This window comes from Serratia rubidaea (genome assembly GCF_016026735.1).
GTDB classification, from domain to species: domain Bacteria; phylum Pseudomonadota; class Gammaproteobacteria; order Enterobacterales; family Enterobacteriaceae; genus Serratia_B; species Serratia_B rubidaea.
Window position 1 is genome coordinate 3,963,859 of the sequence record NZ_CP065640.1, and the last position, 21,531, is coordinate 3,985,389.

The 21,531-nt window shown below is 62.6% G+C and carries 21 protein-coding genes; 3 read left to right on the forward strand and 18 right to left on the reverse strand.

The features are described 5' to 3' along the window. Position 1 precedes the first annotated feature (1 nt). The 9 genes from pqqE to I6G83_RS18620 all read right to left on the reverse strand — a co-directional run bounded on the left by pqqE (position 2) and on the right by I6G83_RS18620 (position 7,654). Positions 2–1,147 (reverse strand): pyrroloquinoline quinone biosynthesis protein PqqE, encoded by a 1,146-nt coding sequence (gene pqqE / locus I6G83_RS18580; protein WP_015672380.1) that lies wholly within the window; start codon positions 1,145–1,147, stop codon positions 2–4. Then, positions 1,140–1,418 (reverse strand): pyrroloquinoline quinone biosynthesis peptide chaperone PqqD, encoded by a 279-nt coding sequence (pqqD, locus tag I6G83_RS18585; RefSeq protein ID WP_054305384.1) that lies wholly within the window; start codon positions 1,416–1,418, stop codon positions 1,140–1,142. Before pqqD ends, pqqE begins: the two co-directional genes overlap by 8 nt. Beyond that, positions 1,418–2,173 (reverse strand): pyrroloquinoline-quinone synthase PqqC, encoded by a 756-nt coding sequence (gene pqqC / locus I6G83_RS18590; RefSeq protein ID WP_054305385.1) that lies wholly within the window; start codon positions 2,171–2,173, stop codon positions 1,418–1,420. Before pqqC ends, pqqD begins: the two co-directional genes overlap by 1 nt. 9 nt (positions 2,174–2,182) lie before the next feature. Continuing rightward, the gene (gene pqqB / locus I6G83_RS18595; protein WP_054305386.1) at positions 2,183–3,094 is read right to left on the reverse strand and encodes a pyrroloquinoline quinone biosynthesis protein PqqB; all 912 of its coding nucleotides are present in this window, start codon (positions 3,092–3,094) and stop codon (positions 2,183–2,185) included. 60 nt (positions 3,095–3,154) lie between these two features. After that, positions 3,155–3,232 carry a pyrroloquinoline quinone precursor peptide PqqA gene (pqqA, locus tag I6G83_RS18600; RefSeq protein WP_004937827.1) on the reverse strand — a complete coding sequence of 26 codons (78 nt, stop codon included), beginning with the start codon at positions 3,230–3,232 and terminating at the stop codon, positions 3,155–3,157. A gap of 126 nt (positions 3,233–3,358) precedes the next feature. Beyond that, a complete protein-coding gene (locus tag I6G83_RS18605) occupies positions 3,359–4,411 on the reverse strand; it encodes a dipeptidase (RefSeq protein WP_152972177.1) in 1,053 nt (350 codons plus the stop codon). Between the two features lie 122 nt (positions 4,412–4,533). Then, positions 4,534–4,839, reverse strand: a complete 306-nt coding sequence (gene ccdB / locus I6G83_RS18610) for a type II toxin-antitoxin system toxin CcdB (RefSeq protein WP_054305388.1) — start codon at positions 4,837–4,839, stop codon at positions 4,534–4,536. A 1-nt stretch (position 4,840) separates the two neighbouring features. Beyond that, the gene (ccdA, locus tag I6G83_RS18615; protein WP_054305389.1) at positions 4,841–5,059 is read right to left on the reverse strand and encodes a type II toxin-antitoxin system antitoxin CcdA; all 219 of its coding nucleotides are present in this window, start codon (positions 5,057–5,059) and stop codon (positions 4,841–4,843) included. 195 nt (positions 5,060–5,254) lie between these two features. After that, positions 5,255–7,654, reverse strand: a complete 2,400-nt coding sequence (locus I6G83_RS18620) for a glucose/quinate/shikimate family membrane-bound PQQ-dependent dehydrogenase (protein ID WP_054305390.1) — start codon at positions 7,652–7,654, stop codon at positions 5,255–5,257. 575 nt (positions 7,655–8,229) lie between these two features. Here I6G83_RS18620 and I6G83_RS18625 point away from each other — a divergent pair. Next, positions 8,230–8,649, forward strand: a complete 420-nt coding sequence (locus tag I6G83_RS18625) for a DUF2231 domain-containing protein (RefSeq protein ID WP_371851003.1) — start codon at positions 8,230–8,232, stop codon at positions 8,647–8,649. Between the two features lie 13 nt (positions 8,650–8,662). Then, positions 8,663–9,964: a PQQ-dependent sugar dehydrogenase gene (locus I6G83_RS18630; RefSeq protein ID WP_054305391.1), complete on the forward strand. Its 1,302-nt coding sequence runs from the start codon at positions 8,663–8,665 to the stop codon at positions 9,962–9,964. A gap of 57 nt (positions 9,965–10,021) precedes the next feature. Here I6G83_RS18630 and I6G83_RS18635 read toward each other — a convergent pair whose 3' ends face one another. The 9 genes from I6G83_RS18635 to I6G83_RS18675 all read right to left on the reverse strand — a co-directional run bounded on the left by I6G83_RS18635 (position 10,022) and on the right by I6G83_RS18675 (position 20,977). Continuing rightward, complete coding sequence (locus I6G83_RS18635; RefSeq protein WP_054305392.1) at positions 10,022–11,464, reverse strand: MFS transporter; 1,443 nt, start codon at positions 11,462–11,464, stop codon at positions 10,022–10,024. Between the two features lie 80 nt (positions 11,465–11,544). Then, positions 11,545–12,030: an Lrp/AsnC family transcriptional regulator gene (locus tag I6G83_RS18640; protein ID WP_015672389.1), complete on the reverse strand. Its 486-nt coding sequence runs from the start codon at positions 12,028–12,030 to the stop codon at positions 11,545–11,547. 49 nt (positions 12,031–12,079) lie between these two features. Continuing rightward, positions 12,080–13,093 carry a N(2)-acetyl-L-2,4-diaminobutanoate deacetylase DoeB gene (gene doeB, locus I6G83_RS18645; protein ID WP_015672390.1) on the reverse strand — a complete coding sequence of 338 codons (1,014 nt, stop codon included), beginning with the start codon at positions 13,091–13,093 and terminating at the stop codon, positions 12,080–12,082. A 12-nt stretch (positions 13,094–13,105) separates the two neighbouring features. Then, the gene (doeA, locus tag I6G83_RS18650) at positions 13,106–14,305 is read right to left on the reverse strand and encodes an ectoine hydrolase DoeA (RefSeq protein WP_054305393.1); all 1,200 of its coding nucleotides are present in this window, start codon (positions 14,303–14,305) and stop codon (positions 13,106–13,108) included. Positions 14,306–14,390: 85 nt separating this feature from the next. Further along, on the reverse strand, positions 14,391–15,341 hold the full coding sequence (locus tag I6G83_RS18655; protein ID WP_062778925.1) for a cyclodeaminase: 951 nt from the start codon (positions 15,339–15,341) through the stop codon (positions 14,391–14,393). Beyond that, the gene (gene eutB, locus I6G83_RS18660) at positions 15,328–16,341 is read right to left on the reverse strand and encodes a hydroxyectoine utilization dehydratase EutB (RefSeq protein WP_054307788.1); all 1,014 of its coding nucleotides are present in this window, start codon (positions 16,339–16,341) and stop codon (positions 15,328–15,330) included. The genes I6G83_RS18655 and eutB overlap by 14 nt, the downstream gene beginning before the upstream one ends. Before the next feature lie 14 nt (positions 16,342–16,355). After that, positions 16,356–17,759, reverse strand: coding sequence for an aminotransferase (locus I6G83_RS18665; protein WP_054307789.1), 1,404 nt, complete (start codon positions 17,757–17,759; stop codon positions 16,356–16,358). Positions 17,760–17,761: 2 nt separating this feature from the next. Continuing rightward, positions 17,762–19,249 carry an NAD-dependent succinate-semialdehyde dehydrogenase gene (locus I6G83_RS18670; protein ID WP_054307790.1) on the reverse strand — a complete coding sequence of 496 codons (1,488 nt, stop codon included), beginning with the start codon at positions 19,247–19,249 and terminating at the stop codon, positions 17,762–17,764. Between the two features lie 672 nt (positions 19,250–19,921). Then, positions 19,922–20,977 carry an NAD(P)-dependent alcohol dehydrogenase gene (locus tag I6G83_RS18675; protein WP_054307791.1) on the reverse strand — a complete coding sequence of 352 codons (1,056 nt, stop codon included), beginning with the start codon at positions 20,975–20,977 and terminating at the stop codon, positions 19,922–19,924. A gap of 131 nt (positions 20,978–21,108) precedes the next feature. Here I6G83_RS18675 and I6G83_RS18680 point away from each other — a divergent pair, with 131 nt between their 5' ends. Continuing rightward, complete coding sequence (locus I6G83_RS18680) at positions 21,109–21,504, forward strand: winged helix-turn-helix transcriptional regulator (RefSeq protein WP_054307792.1); 396 nt, start codon at positions 21,109–21,111, stop codon at positions 21,502–21,504. Positions 21,505–21,531: the final 27 nt, after the last annotated feature.

A 21,531-nucleotide genomic window follows, 5' to 3' on the forward strand; every position in this document is an offset into this window, starting at 1 on the left:
TTCAGGCCTGACCTTTAAAGATCAGCTGTGAGTTGGTACGGTTGCGGAACCGCAGCTGATCGATGCCGATCTGCGTCTGGTTCGCCGCCTCGCGCGCCGCCAGAATCGTGCCGTGGTGCGGTGACTTGGAACAGACCGGATCGGCATTGCTGGCGTCGCCGGTCAGCATAAACGCCTGGCAGCGGCAGCCGCCGTAGTCCTGCTCTTTTTCCGGGCAGGAGCGGCAAGGCTCCGGCATCCAGTCGTAGCCGCGGTAGCGGTTAAAGCCGAACGATTCATACCAGATATGCTCCAGGCTGTGCTCCAGCACCGACGGGAACTTCACCGGCAGCTGGCGGGCGCTGTGACAGGGTAACGCCATACCTTCCGGCGTCACGCTGAGGAAGATCGCGCCCCAGCCGCCCATACAGCCTTTCGGCCGCTCTTCGTAATAGTCCGGCGTGACGAAAAGCAGGTTGGCCAGGTTGCCGCTGTCGGCCATTTTCTCGCGGTAGCGCTGCACCACCTGTTCCGCATCGGCAATCTGCTCGCGGGTCGGCAGCAGGCCTTCTCGGTTCAGCTGCGCCCAGCCGTAAAACTGGCAGGTCGCCAGCTCCACGTCGTCGGCCTCCAGCTGGATCGCCAGCTCGATAATGCGGTCGATCTGGTCAATATTATGCCGGTGCAGCACAAAGTTGAGCACCATCGGGTAGCCCAGCGCCTTGACCGCTTTCGCCATCGCCAACTTCTGCTGGAAGGCCTTCGGGTTGCCGGCCAGCGCCGCGTTTAGCGTTTCATCGCTGGCCTGGAAGCTGATCTGGATATGGTCCAGACCGGCGTCGGCGAAGGTCTGCAGCTTTTTCTCCGTCAGCCCGATGCCGGAGGTGATCAGGTTGGTATAGAACCCCAGATCGCGCGCCGCGGCGATCAGCTCCGGCAGGTCTTTGCGCACCAGCGGCTCGCCGCCGGAGAAGCCCAGCTGCACGCTGCCCATCGCCCGCGCCTGGCGGAACACCTCAATCCACTGCTCGGTGGTCAGCTCCTGCTCCTGCGCGGCGAAGTCGAGCGGGTTGGAGCAGTAGGGGCACTGCAGCGGGCAGCGGTAGGTCAGCTCCGCCAGCAGCCACAGCGGCGGGTTGACCGACGGTTTTACAGCATGTTCAGTCACGGAAAATTACCCATTTTTGCTCATAGGCGCGCTGGAAAAAATCCAGTACGTCCTGCGCCAGCCCGTCGGCGCCGGGAAAGCGCGCGTTCAGCTGGTCGATAATGCCCTGCAGCGTCGACTTGCCGTCCACCAGTTGCAAAATGGCGGCGGCGCTGTCGTTCAGTTTAGCCATGCCTTCAGGGTACAGAATCACATGGCTCTGCTGCACCTCTTCCCACTGCAGGCGGTAGCCGCGGCGGAACATCGGGGTCTGTTCAGGATTCAACGTCATTACACCAGCCTCTGGGTATGCCACGCCCGCGCATCGGTCACGGTGTGGTACGGCGCTCGGTTCAGGGAATAGGCCATGGTCATGGCGTCCAGCATGCTCCACAGAATATCCAGTTTAAACTGCAGGATCTCCAGCATACGCTGCTGCTTCTCGACGCTGTCGCAGTACTCTAGCGCCAGCGCCAGCCCGTGCTCCACGTCGCGGTTGGCCTGGCCGAGGCGGCTGCGGAAATAGTCGTAGCCTTCGGCTTCGATCCACTGATAGTGCTGCGGCCAGCTGTCGAGGCGCGCCTGATGGATCTGCGGCGCAAACAGTTCGGTCAGCGAGCTGCAGGCCGCTTCCTGCCAGCAGGCGCGGCGGGCGAAGTTGACGTAGGCGTCAACGGCGAAGCGTACGCCCGGCAGCACCAGCTCTTCGGACAGCAGGGTATCGCGCTGCAGGCCCACCGCTTCCCCCAGCCGCAGCCAGGCTTCGATGCCGCCTTCGCTGCCGCCGTAGCCGTCGTGGTCGAGGATGCGCTGCACCCATTTGCGCCGCACGTCCGGCTGCGGGCAGTTGGCCATAATCGCCGCGTCCTTGATCGGGATGCTGGTCTGATAGTAGAAGCGGTTGGCGACCCAGCCCTGGATCTGCTCGCGCGTCGCCTCGCCGTTGTGCATGGCGATATGGTACGGATGATGAATATGGTAATACGCGCCTTTCGCCCGCAGCGCCGCTTCAAATTCGGCCGGGGAAAGGGGGGGTTGCTGTGTCATGGCGTTAACCTACAGGTCGATGTTCATACCGTCCCAGCTCACTTCGATGCCGGCCTGCGTCAGGCTGTGACGCTCGGCGGAATCTTCGTCCAGGATCGGATTGGTATTATTAATATGGATCAGGATTTTGCGTTTTGCCGGCAGCGAGGCCAGCAGCGCCGCCAGACCCTGTTCTTCCGCCAGCGCCAAATGGCCCATGTCCTTGCCGGTGTTGCGGCCGACGCCGGTGTCCGCCAGCTCATTGTCGCGCCACAGCGTGCCGTCAATCAGCAGGCAGTCGGCGCGCTGCAGCCACGGCAGCAGGGCGTCGTCCGGCTCGCCCAGCCCCGGCGCATACAGCAGGCTGCTGCCGCGCGCGGTGTCTTCGACGAACAGCGCGACGTTATGGCCCGGCAGCGGACGGTGACGATACTGCGAATAGGGCGGCGCGTTGCTCAGCAGCGGGATGGCGGTAAAGCGGATGGTCGGGCAGACCGCGGTCTGGAAGCTCGCCAGCGGTTCGACCGGGTGGTGGATCAGCCCGCCGTTCCAGTGCGACAGCATGGTGAACAGCGGGAAGCCGTTGCTCAGGTCGTCGTGCACTTCGCGGGTGCACCAGACGTGGTGCGGGCAGCCTTCACGCAAATTGAGTAAACCCGCGCTGTGATCGATTTGGCTATCGGTCAGAATGATCGAACCGATGCCGGTGCCGCGCAGCACGTCGGGGTTATTCAATTCAGGCGAAGCCAGCAGCTGATGGCAGATATCGGGGGAGACGTTGCACAGCACCCAATTTTTACCGTCGTCGCTGATGGCGATGGAGGACTGGGTGCGGCGCGACGCCTTGATGGTGTTGTTACGCACGCCCTGACAATTCTTGCAGTTGCAGTTCCACTGGGGGAAACCGCCGCCTGCCGCAGAGCCGAGAACTTTAATCTGCATGTGTGGACCAGATAAGGGGAAACCAAAGAGATGCCCGCACGGGGCGGGCATGACGGGCAATTAACGGTTGGAAATGTACAGCGTCACTTCCAGGCCCAGGCGCAGGTCGACGAATTCAGGTTTGGTCCAGGTGGTCATATGTCATACTCCTATTTTATTGTCGTGGGCAAAAAACGCCCATTAAGAAAACCGTTTACATCCGGCCGCTGCGATGTTGAATAAATGTGATGAACTTCGCAACCTTTAAAGGGTAAAAGTTTTTGGCTATGCGCGCCAGTTGACAGTTAGCGTTTTAAGCCAATTGTCCCAGCAGAGCTTGTCCAGCAGCGGCTGGTCAAACCCCGCCTGCGCCAGCGCCTCCATCAGCGCCGGCAGCCCGCTGACGTCCGCCAGCGGCTGCGGCACATTCACACCGTCAAAATCCGAGCCGAAGCCAACGTGATCTTCACCAAGTTTAGCGATTAAAAACTCAATATGTTTAACAATTTCGGTCAAATCGGTGTTGGCGCTGTCCCGTTTGCCGTCGGCGCGCAAAAAGGCGGTGCCGAAATTGACGCCGACCATGCCGCCGCTGCGGGCAATGGCGTCCAGCTGGGCGTCGGTGAGGTTGCGCGGCTGCGGGCAGAGCGCATGGGCGTTGGAGTGGGTTGCCACCAGCGGCGCGTCGCTGAGGGCGGCGGTGTCCCAGAAGGCCTTTTCGTTCATATGTGAGACGTCGATCATGATGCGCCGGCGGTTGCAGGCGGCGATCAGCGCCTTGCCGGCGGCGGTCAGGCCGGGGCCGCTGTCCGGCGATCCGGGAAACGCGCCGCGGATCCCTTCGCCGAAGGCGTTAGGCACGTTCCAGAACGGCCCTATGCTGCGTACGCCCAGCCGGTAGAAATGCTCCAGCTGCGACAGCTCCGCGTCCAGCGCGCCGGCGCCCTCAATATGCAGCACCGCGGCAATCTGCCCGCTGGCCCGGCACTGGCGGATATCGTCGGCCGTGCGGCAGATGCGCAGCCGTTCCGGCGCCGCCTGTTCCAGCTGATACATGATGGCGATCTGCTGTTCGACGATGGTCAGCGGATCGAAATAGCTCTGCACCTGCGCTTCGCTCTGTCCGCGCTGCTGGGCGACATACGCCACGGGCGGGATAAACACCGCGAACAGCCCGCCGGCAAAGCCGCCGCGCCGCATGCGCGGATAGTCGAGGTGGCCGCCTGGGACCTGTTGGTAAAAAGCGCCGGCCGGATCGTCGGGATGTTCGAGCCACAGTTTGAGCAGCAGGTCGTTATGGCCGTCAAATACGGCGCGGGGCGGTAAGGGGGTCATCATGGTTTCACTATATCGGCAGGTGAATGTCTATGTTCCCCGATCTGCCGGGACAGGGCAACCGCCGCCGGTGCCAAACGGCGATTTGTGCGGCAGAGCGCAACGGCCATTGGCTCACCGGATCCTCAGATCCCCCAGAACATCAGGTTAATCGCATCCTTAATTTCCGTCTCCCACGGGCTGAGGTCGGCGACTTCATCGCCGGTTACCGAAGCCGGAACGCTGGCCATCTCCGTCGTCATCAGACGGTAGCTTTCATTGGCGATCTGTACTAGCGGATACAGTTCATACGGAACCTTGTCTGACAGCTGCCGGGCGCTGACCAGCGGGATAACCATCCGCCGGCCGGGCGTATCGATAATATCACTCTGGACATCCACAAACAGACTGTAGCGGCTCTCACGCTGGTAGGTGTAAACGCGGAACTGCATCTCACCAGTCCCGGTTTTCGTCAGCAAACGAGCCATTCATTTCAATAAAGCGGGCCACTTCGTCCATCCCCTCCCGATTTTCAGCACGCCAGCGTTCGGCACGCAGACGCCGGGCTTCATTCTGCATGGCCCTGTTGACCAATCCGGATATATTCACATCGGCCTCTTTAAGCACCCGGTAATTGTCGCTGTCGATCGTCACGGTAATACGCTGCTTCATCATGCACCTCTGTATACATACTCGCGGTATGCATACAAGCATACCTCGTTATGCTGAAAAAATCAGCAGCACAAGCTCAGGCTGTTTTCCGGCGCGCCCTGTGGAGATGAGACAGGGTTTCAGGAATGGCAGACAAAAAAATGGCCGCCCTGCGGGGCGGCCATCTGCGGTACTCACACGCGTCAGCGCGTCAGATTACTTGCTTTCGGTGCCGTCAGGCAGGGCGTAAGCGACGATGTAGTCGCCCAGCTTGGTGCCGAACGAGCCGTGGCCGCCTGCGGCGATCACTACATACTGCTTGCCGTTAACCTGATAGGTCATCGGCGTTGCCTGGCCGCCGGCCGGCAGACGCGCTTCCCACAGTTTATCGCCGTTGCTGACGTTAAACGCACGCAGGTAGTTATCCGCGGTCGCGCCGATAAAGAAGATATTGCCCGCGGTGGTCACCGGACCGCCCAGCATCGGCATACCCATTTTAAACGGCAGCGGGACCGGCGAGCTGTCGCGCACGGTGCCGATACGTTTCTTCCACACGATCTGGTTGGTTTTCAGATCGACCGCCGAGATGTAACCCCAGGCCGGCTGTTTGCACGGGAAGCCCAGCGGCGACAGGAACGGATTCAGCTCTACGCCGTACGGTACGCCGTACTGCGGCTGAATGCCGGACTCGGAGCCGCTGCCGCCTTTGGCGTTTTCATCCGGCTCGATCGGGTTGCCCGGACCGCGCGGAATCAGTTTGGAGACGAACGGCAGCGCCATCGGGTTGGCGATCGCCACCTGACGGTCGGTATCCACCGACAGGCCGCCCCATTCAAACATCCCCAGGTTGCCCGGGAACACCAGCGTGCCTTGCTCGGACGGCGGGGTGAAAATGCCTTCATAGCGCAGGCTGTGGAACATCACGCGGCACACCAGCTGATCGTAGATGGTGGCGCCCCAGGTGTCCGCACCGGTCAGTTTTTCCGCCGGACGGAAGGTCAGGGCGGAGAACGGCTGCGTCGGTGACAGACGGTCGCCTTTCGCCGGGCCCTGTGGCACCGGACGTTCCGGCGCCGGCACCACCAGCTCACCGTTGGTGCGGTTCAGCACAAAGATATCGCCGGTTTTGGTCGGTACGTAAATCACCGGCACTTTCTTGCCGTCTTTACCGGTGATATCCGCCAGCGTCGGCTGGGCTGGGATATCCATGTCCCACAGGTCGTGGTGCACGGTCTGGTGGAACCAGGCCAGTTTACCGGTGCTGGCGTGCAGCGCCAGCAGACCGGTGGCGTAGCGCTCCATTTCCGGCGTGCGGTCGCCGCCCCAGATATCCGGAGTGGACACGCCCATCGGCAGGTAAACCATATCCAGCTTGGCGTCATAGGCCGCCGGCGCCCAGGAGTTCGGCGAGTTCGGCACGAAGTGGTGTTCGTCGGCCGGGATCTTGTTCGGATCGGCGCTGCCCGGGTCGAAGGCCCACAGCAGTTTGCCGCTGTTGACGTCAAAGCCGCGGATAACCCCGGAAGGTTCGCGGTTAGAGTAGTTATCGGTTACCGCACCGGCGATGACGATCACTTTGTCGGTGACCACCGGCGGCGAGGTCGGCTCATAGTGGCCCGGCGTCGCATGCGGCATGTTGCTTTGCAGGTTCAGCTCGCCGTTGTCGGCGAAGTCCGCGCAACGTTTGCCGGTTTCGGCATCCAGCGCAAACAGACGGCCGTCGTTCACCGGCATGATAATGCGGCGGGCGCACTGGGCTGCCGGCGTATGGTTGGCATCGGCCTGCGCCGCAGCCGGAGTTTCATGATAAGAAACGCCGCGGCAGGTGATGTGCTGGAAGGTTGAGTTGTATTTGAGCTGCGGATCGAACTGCCACTTCTCTTTACCGGTGGCGGCGTCCAGCGCAAACAGTTTCTGGTGCGCGGTGCACAGATACAGCGTGTCGCGGATTTTAATCGGCGTCACTTCGTTGGTGATCTCGCCCGGGTCATTCTCGGTTTTCAGATCGCCGGTGCGGAAGGTCCAGGCTTCTTTCAGCTGAGCAACGTTCTTGTCGTTGATCTGCTTCAGCGGCGAGTAGCGGGTGCCTTCCTGGGTGCGGCCGTAGGCCGGCCAGTCTGCGGCGTCAGCCTGCGCGGCCTGATCGACCACCGCCTGCGTCTGCGCCGGATCCAGCGTGCCGTGGATCTCCTGCGGGTCGTTGAACACCGCGTAGGCCAGCACCGCCACGGTCAGCACCAGCACCGCGCTCAGCGCGCCGTAGGCCAGTTTGCCGCCGGCAACCAGTTTGCGGTAAATGAACGGCAGCACCATCCACAGACCGAAGAAGAAGGTGACGTCGAGACGCGGCGTCAGCGCCCAGAAGTCAGGGCCGACTTCCCACAGCGCCCAAATCACCGTGCCCAGCAGGAACAGGGCGTACAGCAACAGGGCAGTAGCACGGCGACGGTACAACAGCCATGCGGTTATTAACATTACCACACCGGCGACGATGTAATAGAACGAGCCGCCCAGTTTGGTCAACCATATCCCGCCGACTAACAGATATACGCCGCTTAACGCAGCGAACAGCGCTGTTAATAGGATCAGGATGGATGAGGGGTGTTTTTTTTCCATAGAATTAACCACCGTGAATTAAAAAAGCTTCATTTTGAGAATAAGCCAAATCTCAAAAAGCATTCTGTTTTTTGTTTAACCGAGCCGAAAATAGCGATCGGCCGGTCGCTTTATTGACCCTGGAACCAATAAAGATGCGCAAGTATGAGACTTATTTCACAGATATGGTAGAGCTTTAATGGTAGGGCGCGCGTTTTTTCGCCGCCGCCATGCAGGCCGCGGATCGTCTGGAGCCAGCAATCATGCGGCCTGAGGCACTGCGGTGCGCCTGCTGAACAATTCATGCTTCGCTATCGCGGCGTAGCGCCGCATGGCGTATTTACCACCAAATAGCGCACGTTATTTATGGCTATTGCCGCGCCGGTGAAATATATCCTTAGTTTTTCTGCAACAATATATCCGTGCGCTCAGAGGATTCTAAAATCGATTACCCCTGTTTTTTTCGTTGTTTTCTTCTGCGTTTTTTTTATCCGCCTTGTCCGCGTCTTTCATCATCTTTACTAATCTATTACAGGCGCGGCTGTACGTTGGTCGTTATGCCTACCTTTGGATGCGTTTAGGAGACGGACATGAATATCCACCACAATACCTCGGGAAAATCGACGCTTGCCGTGGCGCTGTATGAACTGCTGAACCCGATTCCGCTCGGATTCTTTGTCGCCGCCTGGATTTTCGACATTATTTACCTCAAAACCTTTGTCCTGATGTGGACCCACGCCGCCAGCTGGCTGATCGCCTTCGGGCTGGTGATCGCCATTATTCCCCGGCTGATTAATCTGGGGCAGGTCTGGTTCAGCAAAAGCGCGCGCGAGCGCGGGGCCACGCTGCACTTCTGGCTGAATCTGCTGGCGATCGTGCTGGCGATCGTCAACGCCTTTATTCACAGCCGCGACGCCTATGCGGTGGTGCCGCTGGGCGTTACGCTCTCGACCCTGGTGGTGATCCTGCTGCTGTTGGGCAATGTGCAATTTGCGTTACGTCAACGCGCCGCTTAAGGAGAAGCCGACCATGAAAAAATTCAATACCGTCCTGACCGCCGCCATCCTCAGCGCACTGCTGGCCGGGTGCGATAATGGCGCGCAGCTGGATCCGCAGAAACAGATTGGCCCGGACCCGGAGCTGCCGCAGGCGAAAAACTTCCTGATGCCGCCGATGCAGGTGCCGGAAGGCGCCGCCTGGCGGCAGGGTGAGCAGCCGAAGGTGGCGGAAGGGCTGAAGATTGAGAAAATCGCCGATGGCCTGATGCATCCGCGCCAGGTTTACGTGCTGCCGAACAACGATATTCTGGTGGCCGAATCCAACGCGCCGGCCAAGCCCACCACGCGGCCGAAGCAGCTGATTATGGGCATCGTGCAGAAAGCCTCCGGCAAAGGCGGCGCGGGCGGCAACCGCATTACGCTGCTGCGCAACGTTAACGGCCAGTGGCAAAAACATACCTTTATCGAAAACCTGCGCTCGCCGTTCGGCATCCAGTTGATCGGCAACACGCTGTGGGTGGCCAATGCCGACAGCCTGGTGAAGTTCCCTTACCAGGAGGGACAGACCGAGATCCGCGAACCGGGGGTTGAAGTGACCGAACTGCCGGGCGGGCCGCTGAATCACCACTGGACCAAAGCGCTGCTCGCCAGCCCGGACGGCAGCAAGCTGTATGTCGGGGTCGGTTCCAACAGCAACATCACGGAAAACGGCATCGGCGCCGAGTATCGGCGCGCGGCGGTGCTGGAGGTTGACGCCGCCAGCGGCGCCAGCCGTATCTATGCCGCCGGCCTGCGTAATCCGACCGGGCTGCAGTGGGAGCCGCAGAGCGGCAAACTGTGGGCTATCGTCAACGAGCGCGATGAGATCGGCTCCGATCTGGTGCCGGACTATATGACCTCGGTGCAGGAAAACGGCTTCTACGGCTGGCCGTACAGCTACTTCGGCCAGCATGTCGATCCGCGCGCGCAGCCGCCGCGGCCGGATCTGGTGGAGAAGGCGATCAAGCCGGACTATGCGCTCAGTTCGCACGTTGCGCCGCTGGGGCTGCTGTTCTACACCGGCGACAATATGCCGCAGTACCGCGGCGGGGCGTTTGTCAGCGAGCACGGCAGCTGGAACCGCACGCCGCTCAACGGCTATCAGGTGGTGTGGGTGAAGTTTGAAAACGGCAAACCGGTCGGCCAGCCGCAGCCGGTGGTCACCGGCTTCCTGACCGACGACCAGAAGCAGGTGCGCGGCCTGCCGGTCGGCCTGGCGATGGATAAGCAGGGCGGCGTGGTGATTGCCGATGACGCCGGCGACAGCGTCTGGCGCGTCAGCGCCGCCCGCTAACCCGGCCAAACTGCGAGCGCCGTCCGGCAGCATCAGCCGGACGGCGTTTTTTTATCCTCAGCCGTCGCTGGACAGGGCTGAAAGACGCAGACGCTTGCGGCGCTGATGGCGATACAGGTGATCCATAATCTCGGCGCGGGATTCGATGGCCGGCGGCGAGCCTTCCAGCGGCTGACAGGCGCTCTCTTTGCTCATCCGCACCGCAATCAGCCCCACCAGGGCGCCGAACATCAGGTAGCCGGCCGGCGCCAGCGGGTTGCCGGTGACGTTGACCAGCCAGGCGCTGAGCAGCGGCGCGGTGCCGCCGAACAGTGAGGTGGAGAGGTTATAGGCGATCGCCAGCCCGCCGTAGCGCACCGCAGTGGGGAACAGCGCCGGCAGCGTGGAGGCCACGGTGCTGAGAAAACAGGTCAACAGCAATCCCATCACCAGCATGCCGATAAAGGTCAGCGCCAGGTTCTGGCTGCCCAGCGCGTAAAAGCAGGGCAGCGTCAGCAGCAGAAAGCCGACGCAGCCGATGGTCCACAGCGGCTTGCGGCCGATTTTATCGGACAGCGCCCCCATAAACGGCAGCACCACCATCATGCACAGCATCGCCGCCACTACGATGGTCAGCCCCGCCAGTTCGCTCAGCCCCAGCACCACGTTCAGGTAGCCGGGCATCCAGGTCAGCAGCATGTAATCGGCCAGATTCAGGATAAACACCATGCCGATGCACAGCAGGAAAGCGCGCAGATGATGGGTGACGATCTCCTGCCACTGCTGGCGCATCCCCGGCGGCGGCGCGCTGTTTTCCATATGCTTGGCGAAGGCCGGGGTCTCTTCCAGCCGCAGGCGCAGCCAGACGCCGATCAGCCCCAGCGGACCGCCGATCAGAAACGGCACCCGCCAGCCCCATTCGCGCATCGCCTCATTGCCCAGCAGCAGGGTCATGGTGGTGACCAGCGCGGCGGAGAAGATCAGTCCCAGCAGGGTGCCGACCTCCAGCCAGCTGCCCAGCCGGCCGCGCTTTCTGTCCGGGGCGTATTCGGCGATAAAGGTGGCCGCGCCGCCGTATTCGCCGCCGGTGGAGAAGCCCTGTACGCCGCGCGCCATGATCAGCAGCACTGGCGCCCACAGGCCGATGCTGGCGTAGCTCGGGATAAGCCCGATGGCGAAGGTGCCGAGCGCCATCATAATCATGGTCAGCGCCAGCACCCGTTTGCGGCCGATGCGGTCGCCGAGCGGGCCGAAGAACATGCCGCCGAGCGGGCGGATCAGAAAGGCGACGGCAAAAGCGGCATAGGTGGAGAGCAGTTGGGCGCCGGGGCTGATCTCAGGAAAGAACACCATCCCCAGGGTCACGGCCAGATAGCCGTAGATGCCGAAGTCGAACCACTCCATGGCGTTGCCCAGCGAGGCCGCCGCCACGGCGCGTTTCACCAGGGATTTGTCGATGATGGTGACATCGGGTACCGCGTCTGCGTGATTTTGTGGTGCAGGTGTTGTGTTGCTATTCATTATTTTTCTCCATGATTAATCTGGAGAGCGGGGCGGCGGGAACGAAGCGCCGCCCACGGCATTACCCATATTCCCTGCGTTTATACCTCTATGTCGCCTTCGCGGCGCAGGCTCTGCAGCGGCGCGACGGACTTCACGTTTTTGGTGACGATATAGGTAAAATAGCGTTCGATGCCCAGGTCAGAATCCAGCCAGCTGTCAATCAGACGCTGATACTCGTCGATAGACAGCGTTTCGAATTTGGCCCAGTAATCCACGCCGCCGCCCACTGCCACACATTCGGTCAGTTCTGGCGTATTGAGCACGCGTTTTTCAAAACGGGCAAAGCTCTCTGCGTTATGTTGGTTAAGCTCGATCGACACCCAGATCGGCAGGCGCTTCATCAGCACCCGGGCGTTGAGCCTGGCGTAATACCCTTCGATCAGTCCGGCCTGCTCCAGACGTTTTACCCGCTCCCAGCAGGGGCTGACGGACAGGTTTATCGACTCCGCCAGCCGCGACTTGGTAATGCGGCCGTCTTTGCTCAGAATGTCGAGGATCTTCAGGTCATAGCGATCGAGTTTCATACGGTGATTACATCCTTAATGGCGACCGGCGCGCCGGGGCCGTTTATCGCTATGGCGATACGATCTCCCGGGCAATAACGGCCAGTGTGTCTCCCATCGCAACCTGCGCCGGAAAGCGCCGCGCCAGCAGAATACCGTCGCGCTGCGCCCGGTATTCCACGGGCGGCTGGCCGCTGCGGGAGGGATCATAAACGCGGGCCAGCCGTTCACCCGCGCTTACGCGCTGGCCCAGTGGACAGAGAAACTCCAGAATGCCGCAGTGCTCGCTTTGTACATAACAGGATGCATCAGGCATATCAAGCAGCTGCGTTTCTCCCTCCCAGGGCTGCGGCGCCTGCGTCAGCACGCCGTGATGGGCCAGAAAATTGCGCACGCCGCGCTCCGCCAGCTGCTGACGCTGCGGCGTGGTGGTGCCGCCGCCGCCCAGCTCGGTGGTGACAAAGCCTTTGCCCTGGCTTTCCACCACCGTGTCGTACAGCTGGCTGGCGTCCAGTTCATACATCATCACGGTAAGCGGCGCGCCGAAGGCCTGCGCGGCGGCCAGGTTGTCGGCCTGCTGGCGCTCATCGTCCAGCGCATGCAGCGCGGCGAAGGGCATAATCTCCAGCGTGCGGCCGCCGGAGTGCAGATCCAGCGCCACGTCGCACATCGGCACCAGCACCCGGGTAAAGTAGTCGGCAATCTGCGCGGTGACGCCGCCGTCCGGCGCGCCGGGGAAGCTGCGGTTAAGATTGCCGCCGTCGATGGGAGAGGTGCGCGTGCCGGCCTGCACCGCCGGCGCGTTCATCATCGGCACGATGATCACCCGCCCCTGAACCTCCTCGGCCTGCAGCGTGTTCGCCAGCTTCAGCAGGGCGATAATGCCTTCGTACTCATCGCCGTGGTTGCCGGCGGTCAGCAGCGCCGTCGGCCCCGGCGCGCCGTTGATCACCGTCACCGGGATCATCACCGCGCCCCAGGCGGAGTTATCGTGGGACCAGGGCAGCTTCAGGAAGCCGTGCTGCACGCCGGGCTGGCCGAAATCCACCCCGGCATACACGGGGCTGGGTTTTTCATGACTCATGCTGTTGGCTCCTTATTTAACAAACAGACGTCGTGGATAGTCGCACAGCACTTCAGCGCCCTGTGCGGTGATAACGATGCTCTCGGTGATTTCCAGCCCCCAGTCGTCCATCCACAGGCCGGGCATAAAGTGGAAGGTCATGCCGGGCTGCAGCGGCGTGTCGTCGCTGGCGCGCAGGCTCATGGTGCGCTCGCCCCAGTCCGGCGGGTAGCTGATGCCGATCGGGTAGCCGCAGCGCGCGCCGCCGCGATCGATGCCGGCGCGGCGCATGGCGCTCTCCAGCGCCCGGGCGACGTCGCCGCAGCTGTTGCCGGGACGGGCGGCGGCCAGCCCCAGCTCAATGCCGGACAGCAGCGCTTCTTCGCCGCGCAGGAAGTGGTCCGGCGCGTCGCCGAGGAAAATGGTGCGCGACAGCGGCGCGTGATAGTGGCGGTAGCAGCCGGCGATTTCAAAGAAGGTGCCTTCACCCTGACGGAACGGCCGGTCATCCCAGGTGAGATGCGGAGCGGCGGCGTCGGCGCCGCCCGGCAGCAGCGGTACGATCGCCGCATAGTCGCCGCCGAAGCGCACGCCGCTGTCGTCCACCCAGCCCTCGATGGCGCAGCGCTGGATCTCCGCCACCAACATGTTTTTCGGCAGCCCCGGTTCCACCATCTGGTAGATGCGCTCATGCATCTTGCCGACGATGCGCGCGGCGATGCGCATATATTCCAGCTCGCGCGGCGATTTGACCGCCCGGCACCAGTTCACCAGCGCCGTGGCGTCGATAAACGCCTGCTGCGGGCAGTCCAGCTGCAGGCTGAGAAATGCCTTGGCGGAGAAGTAGTAATTATCCATTTCCACGCCGATGCGCGCCTGACGCCAGCCGAACATCGGCAGCACCTCCCGGGCCAGCCAGCGCATCGGGTGTTCGTCAGGATTCTGCACCAGCCGTTCCGGGTAGCCGATAATCCGTTCGTCATCCATCCAGCAGGTGCGCAGCGCGCCGTTGCTGTCCTGCAGGCGGCCGAACCACACCGGATCGTCCTCCAGCCCCAGCAGCACGCACTGATGTACGTAAAATGACCAACCGTCATAACCGGTCAGCCAGGCCATATTGGAAGGGTCGCTGACCACCAACAGCTCGATGCCTTGCTGCGCCATCGCGGCGCGGGTTTTGGCGATCCGCTGGTCGTACTCTTCGCGTGTGAAGGGCAAAGTTTTCGTCAACATGCTGTTTTATCACTTATCGCAAGCGTGGAAGCCCTGGCCGGCTGAGGAGAGGCCGGCCTGTTTACCCTGTACCCAGGGCGCGGGGTTACTGCGACTGCTCTAACTGCGCCAGGGCAAAAGCGGCGATGGCGCTGTCCTGCACCCCGGTGCCGGTCAGGCAGCACAGGGTGATCTCTTGCGTCGTCAGGCGCAGCGGCGTACCGCCGGCGACTAACGCGCCCAATTCATGCACCGTGAAGGGCGGCTGCCGCCCCTGAAATACCTTCAGCTCGCCGTTGCGCTCACTCTGGCTGCGCAGGTCGCAGACCACGTGGTCTGCGTGCAGCAGGGCGCTGATATCCACCTCCCGTTTCTCCGGGCTGTCGGATCCCATGGCGGTGACGTGTACGCCGGGCGTCAGGTGCTCGGCAAACAGCAGCGGCTCACGGGAGGGCGTGGTGGTGACGATAATGTCCGCGCCGGCGCAGGCGGCGCCGATCTGCGGGTATCCCGCCGCCTGCAGCCCGTCCTCCGCCAGCTCGCGGGCCAGCCGCTGCGCCGCCTCCGGACGCCGCGCCCAGACCGACACCCGCTCGACCGGGAACAGCAGCCGCAGGGCGGCCAGCTGCAGCCGCGCCTGTTCGCCGGCGCCGATCAGCGTGACGCGGCGGCTCTCCCGCCGGGCGAGGTACCTGGCCGCCAGCGCGCCGGCCAGCGCGGTGCGGATGGCGGTGAGGTAGCCCTCATCCAGCAGCAGCGCCCGCGGAATGCCGGTTTCGGCGCTCAGCACCACCATCAGCCCGTTAAGACTGGGCAGCCCGCGCCGGGGGTTATCAAAAAAGCCGGGGCTGATTTTGATGGCGAAACTGTCGCTGCCGCGGATCCAGGCGGTCTTCACGTCCACTTCGCCGTTGACCTCCGGCAGCGCCATCGAGAGGATCGGCGGCTGCACCACGTTGCCCATGCCGAGGGCGCGAAACCCCGCCTCGACCGCCGCCAGTGCGTCGGCGTCAAGCCGCACCGCGGCGCTAATCTGCTGTCGGTTATAGATCTGCATCCTGTGCCTGCTCCTGTCTGGCCCGGTCGAAGGTTTCCAGCGCGACGTTGTTGCCGCTCAGCACCAGCGCCACCTCCTTGCCTGCGATCGGGATCCGGTGGTGTTCAATCGCCGCCAGCCCGACGGCGGCGGCCCCTTCCAGCAACATCTTTTCCTGTTCCAGCAGGGTGACCATCGCCCGGGCGATGGCCGCCTCCGGCACCTGGTAGTGGCTGTCCATCGTCGCGCGCACCAGCGCCAGGGTGTGGCGGTTATCCAGCCCGATGCCGCCGCCCAGCGAGTCGGCCAGGCTCGGCGTCTCCGCCACGCTGACCGGTTTGCCCGCCTGCAGGCTATGCCACATCGCGGCCCCGGCGCTGAGGCTGACGCCGACCACCTCGGTGCGCGGGCTGAGCTGCTTCATCACCAGACCGATGCCGCCCAGCAGGCCGCCGCCGGACAGGCCCGCCAGCACCATATCGAGCTGCGGCCGCGCCTCGAGGATCTCCAGCGCCAGCGTACCCTGACCGGCGATAATCAGCGGGTGGTCGAAGGGCGGGATCGCCACCTGGCCGCGGCTCTGCACCCGTTCATGCACCGTCTCAAACGCTTCGTCCTGGCTGTCGCCGCAGCGGCAGACCTCCGCGCCCAGCGCCTCGATGGCCGCCACCTTATTGGCCGGCACCAGTGAGGAGAGACAGACGGTGGCCGGAATGCCCAGCTCGCGGGCGGCCCAGGCCACCGCCCGGCCGTGATTGCCGGTGGAGGCGGTAATCACGCCGCTCTGCAGCCGCTGCGGCCCGTACTGCTCCAGCAGGGCGGCGATCATGTTGCTGGCGCCGCGCAGCTTAAAGGCGCCGGTGGGCTGCAGGTTCTCCAGCTTGAGCCAGACCCGCGCGCGATAGCGCTGCGACAGATAGGGCGAATAGCGCAGCGGCGTGTGGTCCGCCTGGCCGCGGATGCGTCGCCGCGCCTGCCAGACATCCGCCAGCGTCACGCCGCCCGGAAGTTCAGGGTTCATCGTCACTCCTTCCGTCAGCGCAGCTGGCCGGAGGCGGCAAGCTGGTCGGCCATCCGGTTCACCGCCCGCAGCGCGCGATCGACCAGTTCATCCACCTCGGCGCGGTTTATCACCAGCGGCGGCGCGAAGCCGAGAATATCCCCCTGCGGCATGGCGCGGGCGATCAGCCCGTTGTCCAGCGCCGCCGCCGATACGCGCGGCCCGACCTTCAGCGCCGGGTCAAACGGCCGGCAGCGCTGTTTATCCACGGAGAATTCGATCGCCGCCATCAGCCCCACGCCGCGCACCTCGCCGACCAGCGGGTGGTCGGCAAAGCTGTCGCGCAGGCGCTGCTGGAAGTAGGCGCCGGTGTCGGCGGCGTTCTGCACCAGATTCTCCCGCTCGATAATCTGCAGGTTGGCCAGCGCCGCCGCCGCTCCCAGCGGGTGACCGGAGTAGGTCCAGCCGTGGCCGATCGGGCCGTATTCGCAGGTGCCCTGTTCCAGCACGCGCCACACCTTGTCGCCGACGATCACCCCGGACAGCGGCTGATAGGCGCTGGTCAGCCCCTTGGCGATGGTGATCAGATCCGGCCGCATCCCGTAGGTATGGGAGCCGAACTCGCGGCCGGTACGGCCGAAACCGCAGACCACCTCATCGGCAATCAGCAGGATGTCGTACTTGTCCAACACCGCCTGAATCGCCGGCCAGTAACCCTCCGGCGGCGGCACGATGCCGCCGGTGCCCAGCACCGGTTCGCCGATAAACGCCGCCACGCTGTCCGGGCCGGTCGCCAGGATCAGCGCCTCCAGCCGTTCGGCGCAGTGGCGTGAGAACGCCTGCTCGCTGATGCCCGCCAGTTCCGGCGCCCGCTGGTAGTAGTAGGGCGCATCGGTATGCAGTATGCCGTCAATCGGCAGGTCGAAATGGTCGTGAAACGACGCCAGGCCGGTCAGGGAGCCGGCGGCGATGCTGGAGCCGTGATAGCCGCGCTGGCGCGAGATGATTTTCTTTTTCTGCGGCCGGCCGAGGATATTGTTGTAGTAGCGCACCAGCTTGATCTGGGTTTCGTTGGCGTCGGAGCCGGACATGCCGTAATAGACTTTGGACATGTTCATCCCGGCCTTGGCGATGATTTTTTCCGACAGCTCAATCAACGGTTCGTTGGTATGGCCGACATAGGTGTGGTAGTACGCCAGCTCTTTGGCCTGACGATAGATGGCCTCGGCCATCTCCTCACGGCCGTAGCCGATATTGACGCAGTACAGACCGGCAAAGCCGTCGATAAACTGATTGCCGTCGGCGTCGCGCACCATAATGCCGCTGCCGCCGGTCATCACCCGGCCCGGCAGCTCGCCGTGCGCGTAGTCGCGCAGATGGGTGGAGGCGTGAAACGTCACCTGACGGTCGCGGGAAATCAAATCGTTGCGCTGTTCCATGATCATTCTCCTGTCACTGAGGGCTGAGTGGGTTCGCCTGACAATCCGCCAAGGCAGAAGTAGCGGGTAGTGAGATATTCATCGATGCCGGTGCGGCCGCCTTCGCGCCCCAGGCCGGACTGCTTGATGCCGCCGAAGGGCACGGTGACGCCGGTCATTTTGACGCTGTTCACCGCCACCATGCCGTACTCCAGCTCGCGGATGTAGCGCCACACCCGGCGCTGGTCGTGGGTCCACAGGTAGGCGGCCAGCCCGTATTCGCTGGCGTTGGCCAGCGCGATCGCCTGATCATCGTGCTGCCAGGCGGCCACGGCGGCGATGGGCGCGAAGCTCTCCTCCTGCCAGACCCGCATCGCCGGCGTCACGCCGATTAGCAAGGTGGGCATAAAGTAGTTATCGCCGGGCGCCTGACGCTGATCGCCGTGGATCAGGCGCGCGCCGCGGGACAGGGCGTCATCCACCAGAGCCTGCGCCTTGTCGACCGCCTGACGGTGGATCAACGGGCCGATATCGCTGTCCGGGCTGTCGCCGGGGCCGACCTTCAGCGCCCGCAGCCGTGCGGTGAACGCCTCAATAAACGCCTCGTGAATCTGCTGATGCACCATAATGCGGTTGGCGGCCAGACAGTCCTGACCGCTGGTCTGGAAACGAGCGTCGATCGCCGCCGCTGCGGCTTCGTCGATATTCACATCCGGCGCCACCACGAACGGCGCGTTGCCGCCCAGCTCCAGCGACACGCGCTTCACGCTGCCGGCGCACTGTGCCAGCAGCAGCTTGCCCACCCGGGTGGAGCCGGTAAACGACAGGGCGCGCACGCGCGGTTCTTCACACAATTGAGCGCAGACCGCCTGCGGGTCGCCGGTGATAACGTTAAACACGCCGCTCGGCAGCCCGGCGCGTTCCGCCAGTTCGGCCAGCGCCAGCGCGGAAAAGGGCGTTTCATTGGCGGGTTTCACCAGCACGCTGCAGCCGGCGGCCAGCGCCGCGGCCGCCTTGCGGGTGATCATCGCCAGCGGGAAGTTCCAGGGGGTAATGAGCGCGCAGACGCCTACCGGCTCTTTCAACGTGCCCGGCAGGGTGCCGTCGATATGCACGGCAAGCGTTTCGCCGTTGATCCGCACCGCCTCTTCGGCAAACCAGCGGATAAAGCCGGCGGCGTAGTCCACTTCGCCTTCGGCCTCGCGGCGCGGTTTGCCCTGCTCATAAACCAGCAGGGTGGCCAGATCGTCGCGGTGCGCCAACAGCTGCTGATACCAGGCCATCAGCAGCGCCGCACGCCGGTCGGCGCGCACCTGACGCCAGCGGGCGAATGCCTGCTCGGCGGCATCCACCGCCCGGTCGATCTGCGCCGGCTCCAGCAGCGGGATATAGCCCAGCAGGCTGTTATCGGCCGGGTTATGCACCGGCCATTCAGCGCCGGATTCACTGTGGCACCACTCGCCGTTAATCCAGGCGAAATGACGAAACAGACGGGGATCCTCTAACTTCATCTGCGTTCTCCTTAGCGCCGGACAACAGCGGCGCCGGTCTGCTCCCCGGTAAATAGTCAGCGGGGGAAAGGCACATGGGATGCTTTGAAGATAAGAGAAAGCGTGAGAAAATAATTTCTGTTTCAGCGTGGTAATTATTGGTTTTTTTCTGTTGTGATTGCAATGGACGCTAAATCAGCCTGATTCAATAGGGCCAAGGAAATAATTATGGCCGCATAGGTTTTATTTATTTCTTTGGCGGACGGAATGCTGGTAAATCCCGCCGACGGTGGGATGATTGGCTGAATCAATGGCATAATCCGCTGGTTAAAAAGATGTTTCCACCACAAAGGCTTTTACGTAATTAGTTGATTTTAAATGACTGAAACTCAATGGCAACACGTGGGGGATAATCAGTGCTACCCGCAGCCGGCCAATAAAGAACCCGAAGTTGTTTTTCGTGATATCGCTCATGGTTTTAAACTGATATGACCAGTTAATTAACAATGATGCAGTTCACAGAAATGCCGCCAATTGTGCGCTGCGTCAAAATTAATAACATTTCCTGCTGCAACTGGCGTCAGGCAATAATCTTTATCTCACGCTGAATTAATAATAAGAAATAGGTATGACGCGTATTTCATTTGTCGACAACAATCGGCCCGCCAATTAAGGCGGGCCGCAAGATAAACGTTATTGATCCCAGCGGGCGCGCTGCATATCGATAACAAAACGGTATTTTACATCGCCCTGCAGCATGCGGCTGAACGCCGTTTCCACCTCATCGGCCGCAATCAGCTCTACGTCGGCGGTGATATTGTGGCGGCCGCAGAAATCGAGCATCGCCTGCGTTTCCGCAATGCTGCCGATGGAGGTGCCGGTAATGCTCAGGCGGCGGAACACCATCGGCGTGACGTCCGTCGGCGGGTGCGGACTGTCTGGAATGCCGACCAGCACCAGATGGCCGTTGGTTTTCAGGCAGGCCAGGTAGGGATCGAGCTGGTGCGGCGCAGCCACGCAGTCGAGGATGATGTCCAGCGAGTGCTGTTGGGCGGCCATCTGCCCGGCATCTTTAGACACCACCACCTGGCTGGCGCCCAGACGCCGTGCATCGGCGCCTTTTTCCGGCGAGGTGGTGAACAGCGTGACTTCCGCCCCCAGCGCGCTGGCCAGTTTCACCGCCATATGTCCCAGGCCGCCGAGGCCGATCACGCCGACCCTGGCGCCCGGCTGCAGCTTCAGATGCTGCAACGGCGACCAGACGGTCACGCCGGCGCACAGCAGCGGCGCTACCGCGTGCAACGGCAGGTTTTGCGGCACCGAGACCACAAAATGCTGGTCCACCACGATTTGCTCGGCGTAGCCGCCGGTGGTCAGCCTGCCGGTGTATCTGTCGGTGCCGTTATAGGTCGGCACAAAGCCGCTTTCACAGTACTGCTCTTCCTGCTGGCGGCAGAAGTGGCAGTCGCCGCAGGAGTCCACCATCACGCCGACGCCCACCAGGTCGCCCGGCTGAAAACGGGTTACCGCCGCGCCGGTGGCCCGCACCCGGCCGACAATCTCATGGCCCGGCACCAGCGGGTAGTTGCTGACGCCCCATTCGTTACGCGCCATATGCAAATCGGAATGGCACACCCCGCAGTACAGAATCTCAATGCTGACGTCTTGCGGCTGCACATCACGCAGCGCGATCTGGACGGGAGCCAACGGGCGGTCGGCGTGGCTGGCCGCGATAGCGTTAATTTTCATCGTGTCACCTTCAGTTATCTGGTCTGCCCGCAGCCGTAGAGGCTACAGCGCTAGGGCGGCAGACTATAGACAAAAGGTTCCTTTATTGATAGTAGTCACCATTTGGTAACCATGAAGTTCAGGAGTGTGACATGCCGGATTGGATCGATGGGAAAGTCTATTTTTATGCCGACTCGGCGCCGCGCCGGCTGATGTCGCTGTTTGCCGTCAAGTGGAGCACTATGGTGCTGCATGCGCTGTGGCATTGGCCGCAGCCGGGCGCACGCACCGGCGAGCTGCAGCGCAGCCTGCAGGGGATCTCCAAGAAGATGCTGTTCCAGACGCTGCGTGAGCTGGAGCTGCGCGGGCTGATTGCCCGTAAGGTGTATCAGGTGGTGCCGCCGAAGGTGGAATACTCGCTGACCCCGCTGGGGCGCACGCTGGCGCAGCCGATTGAGCAGATGTATCAGTGGGGGTTGGATAACCAGGCGGCGCTGGATGAAATGGAGCAGAATCTGGCGCGCAATGCGCAGCACGATGAGAAGTGAGGCATAAAAAAAGCCGGCAACCCGCAG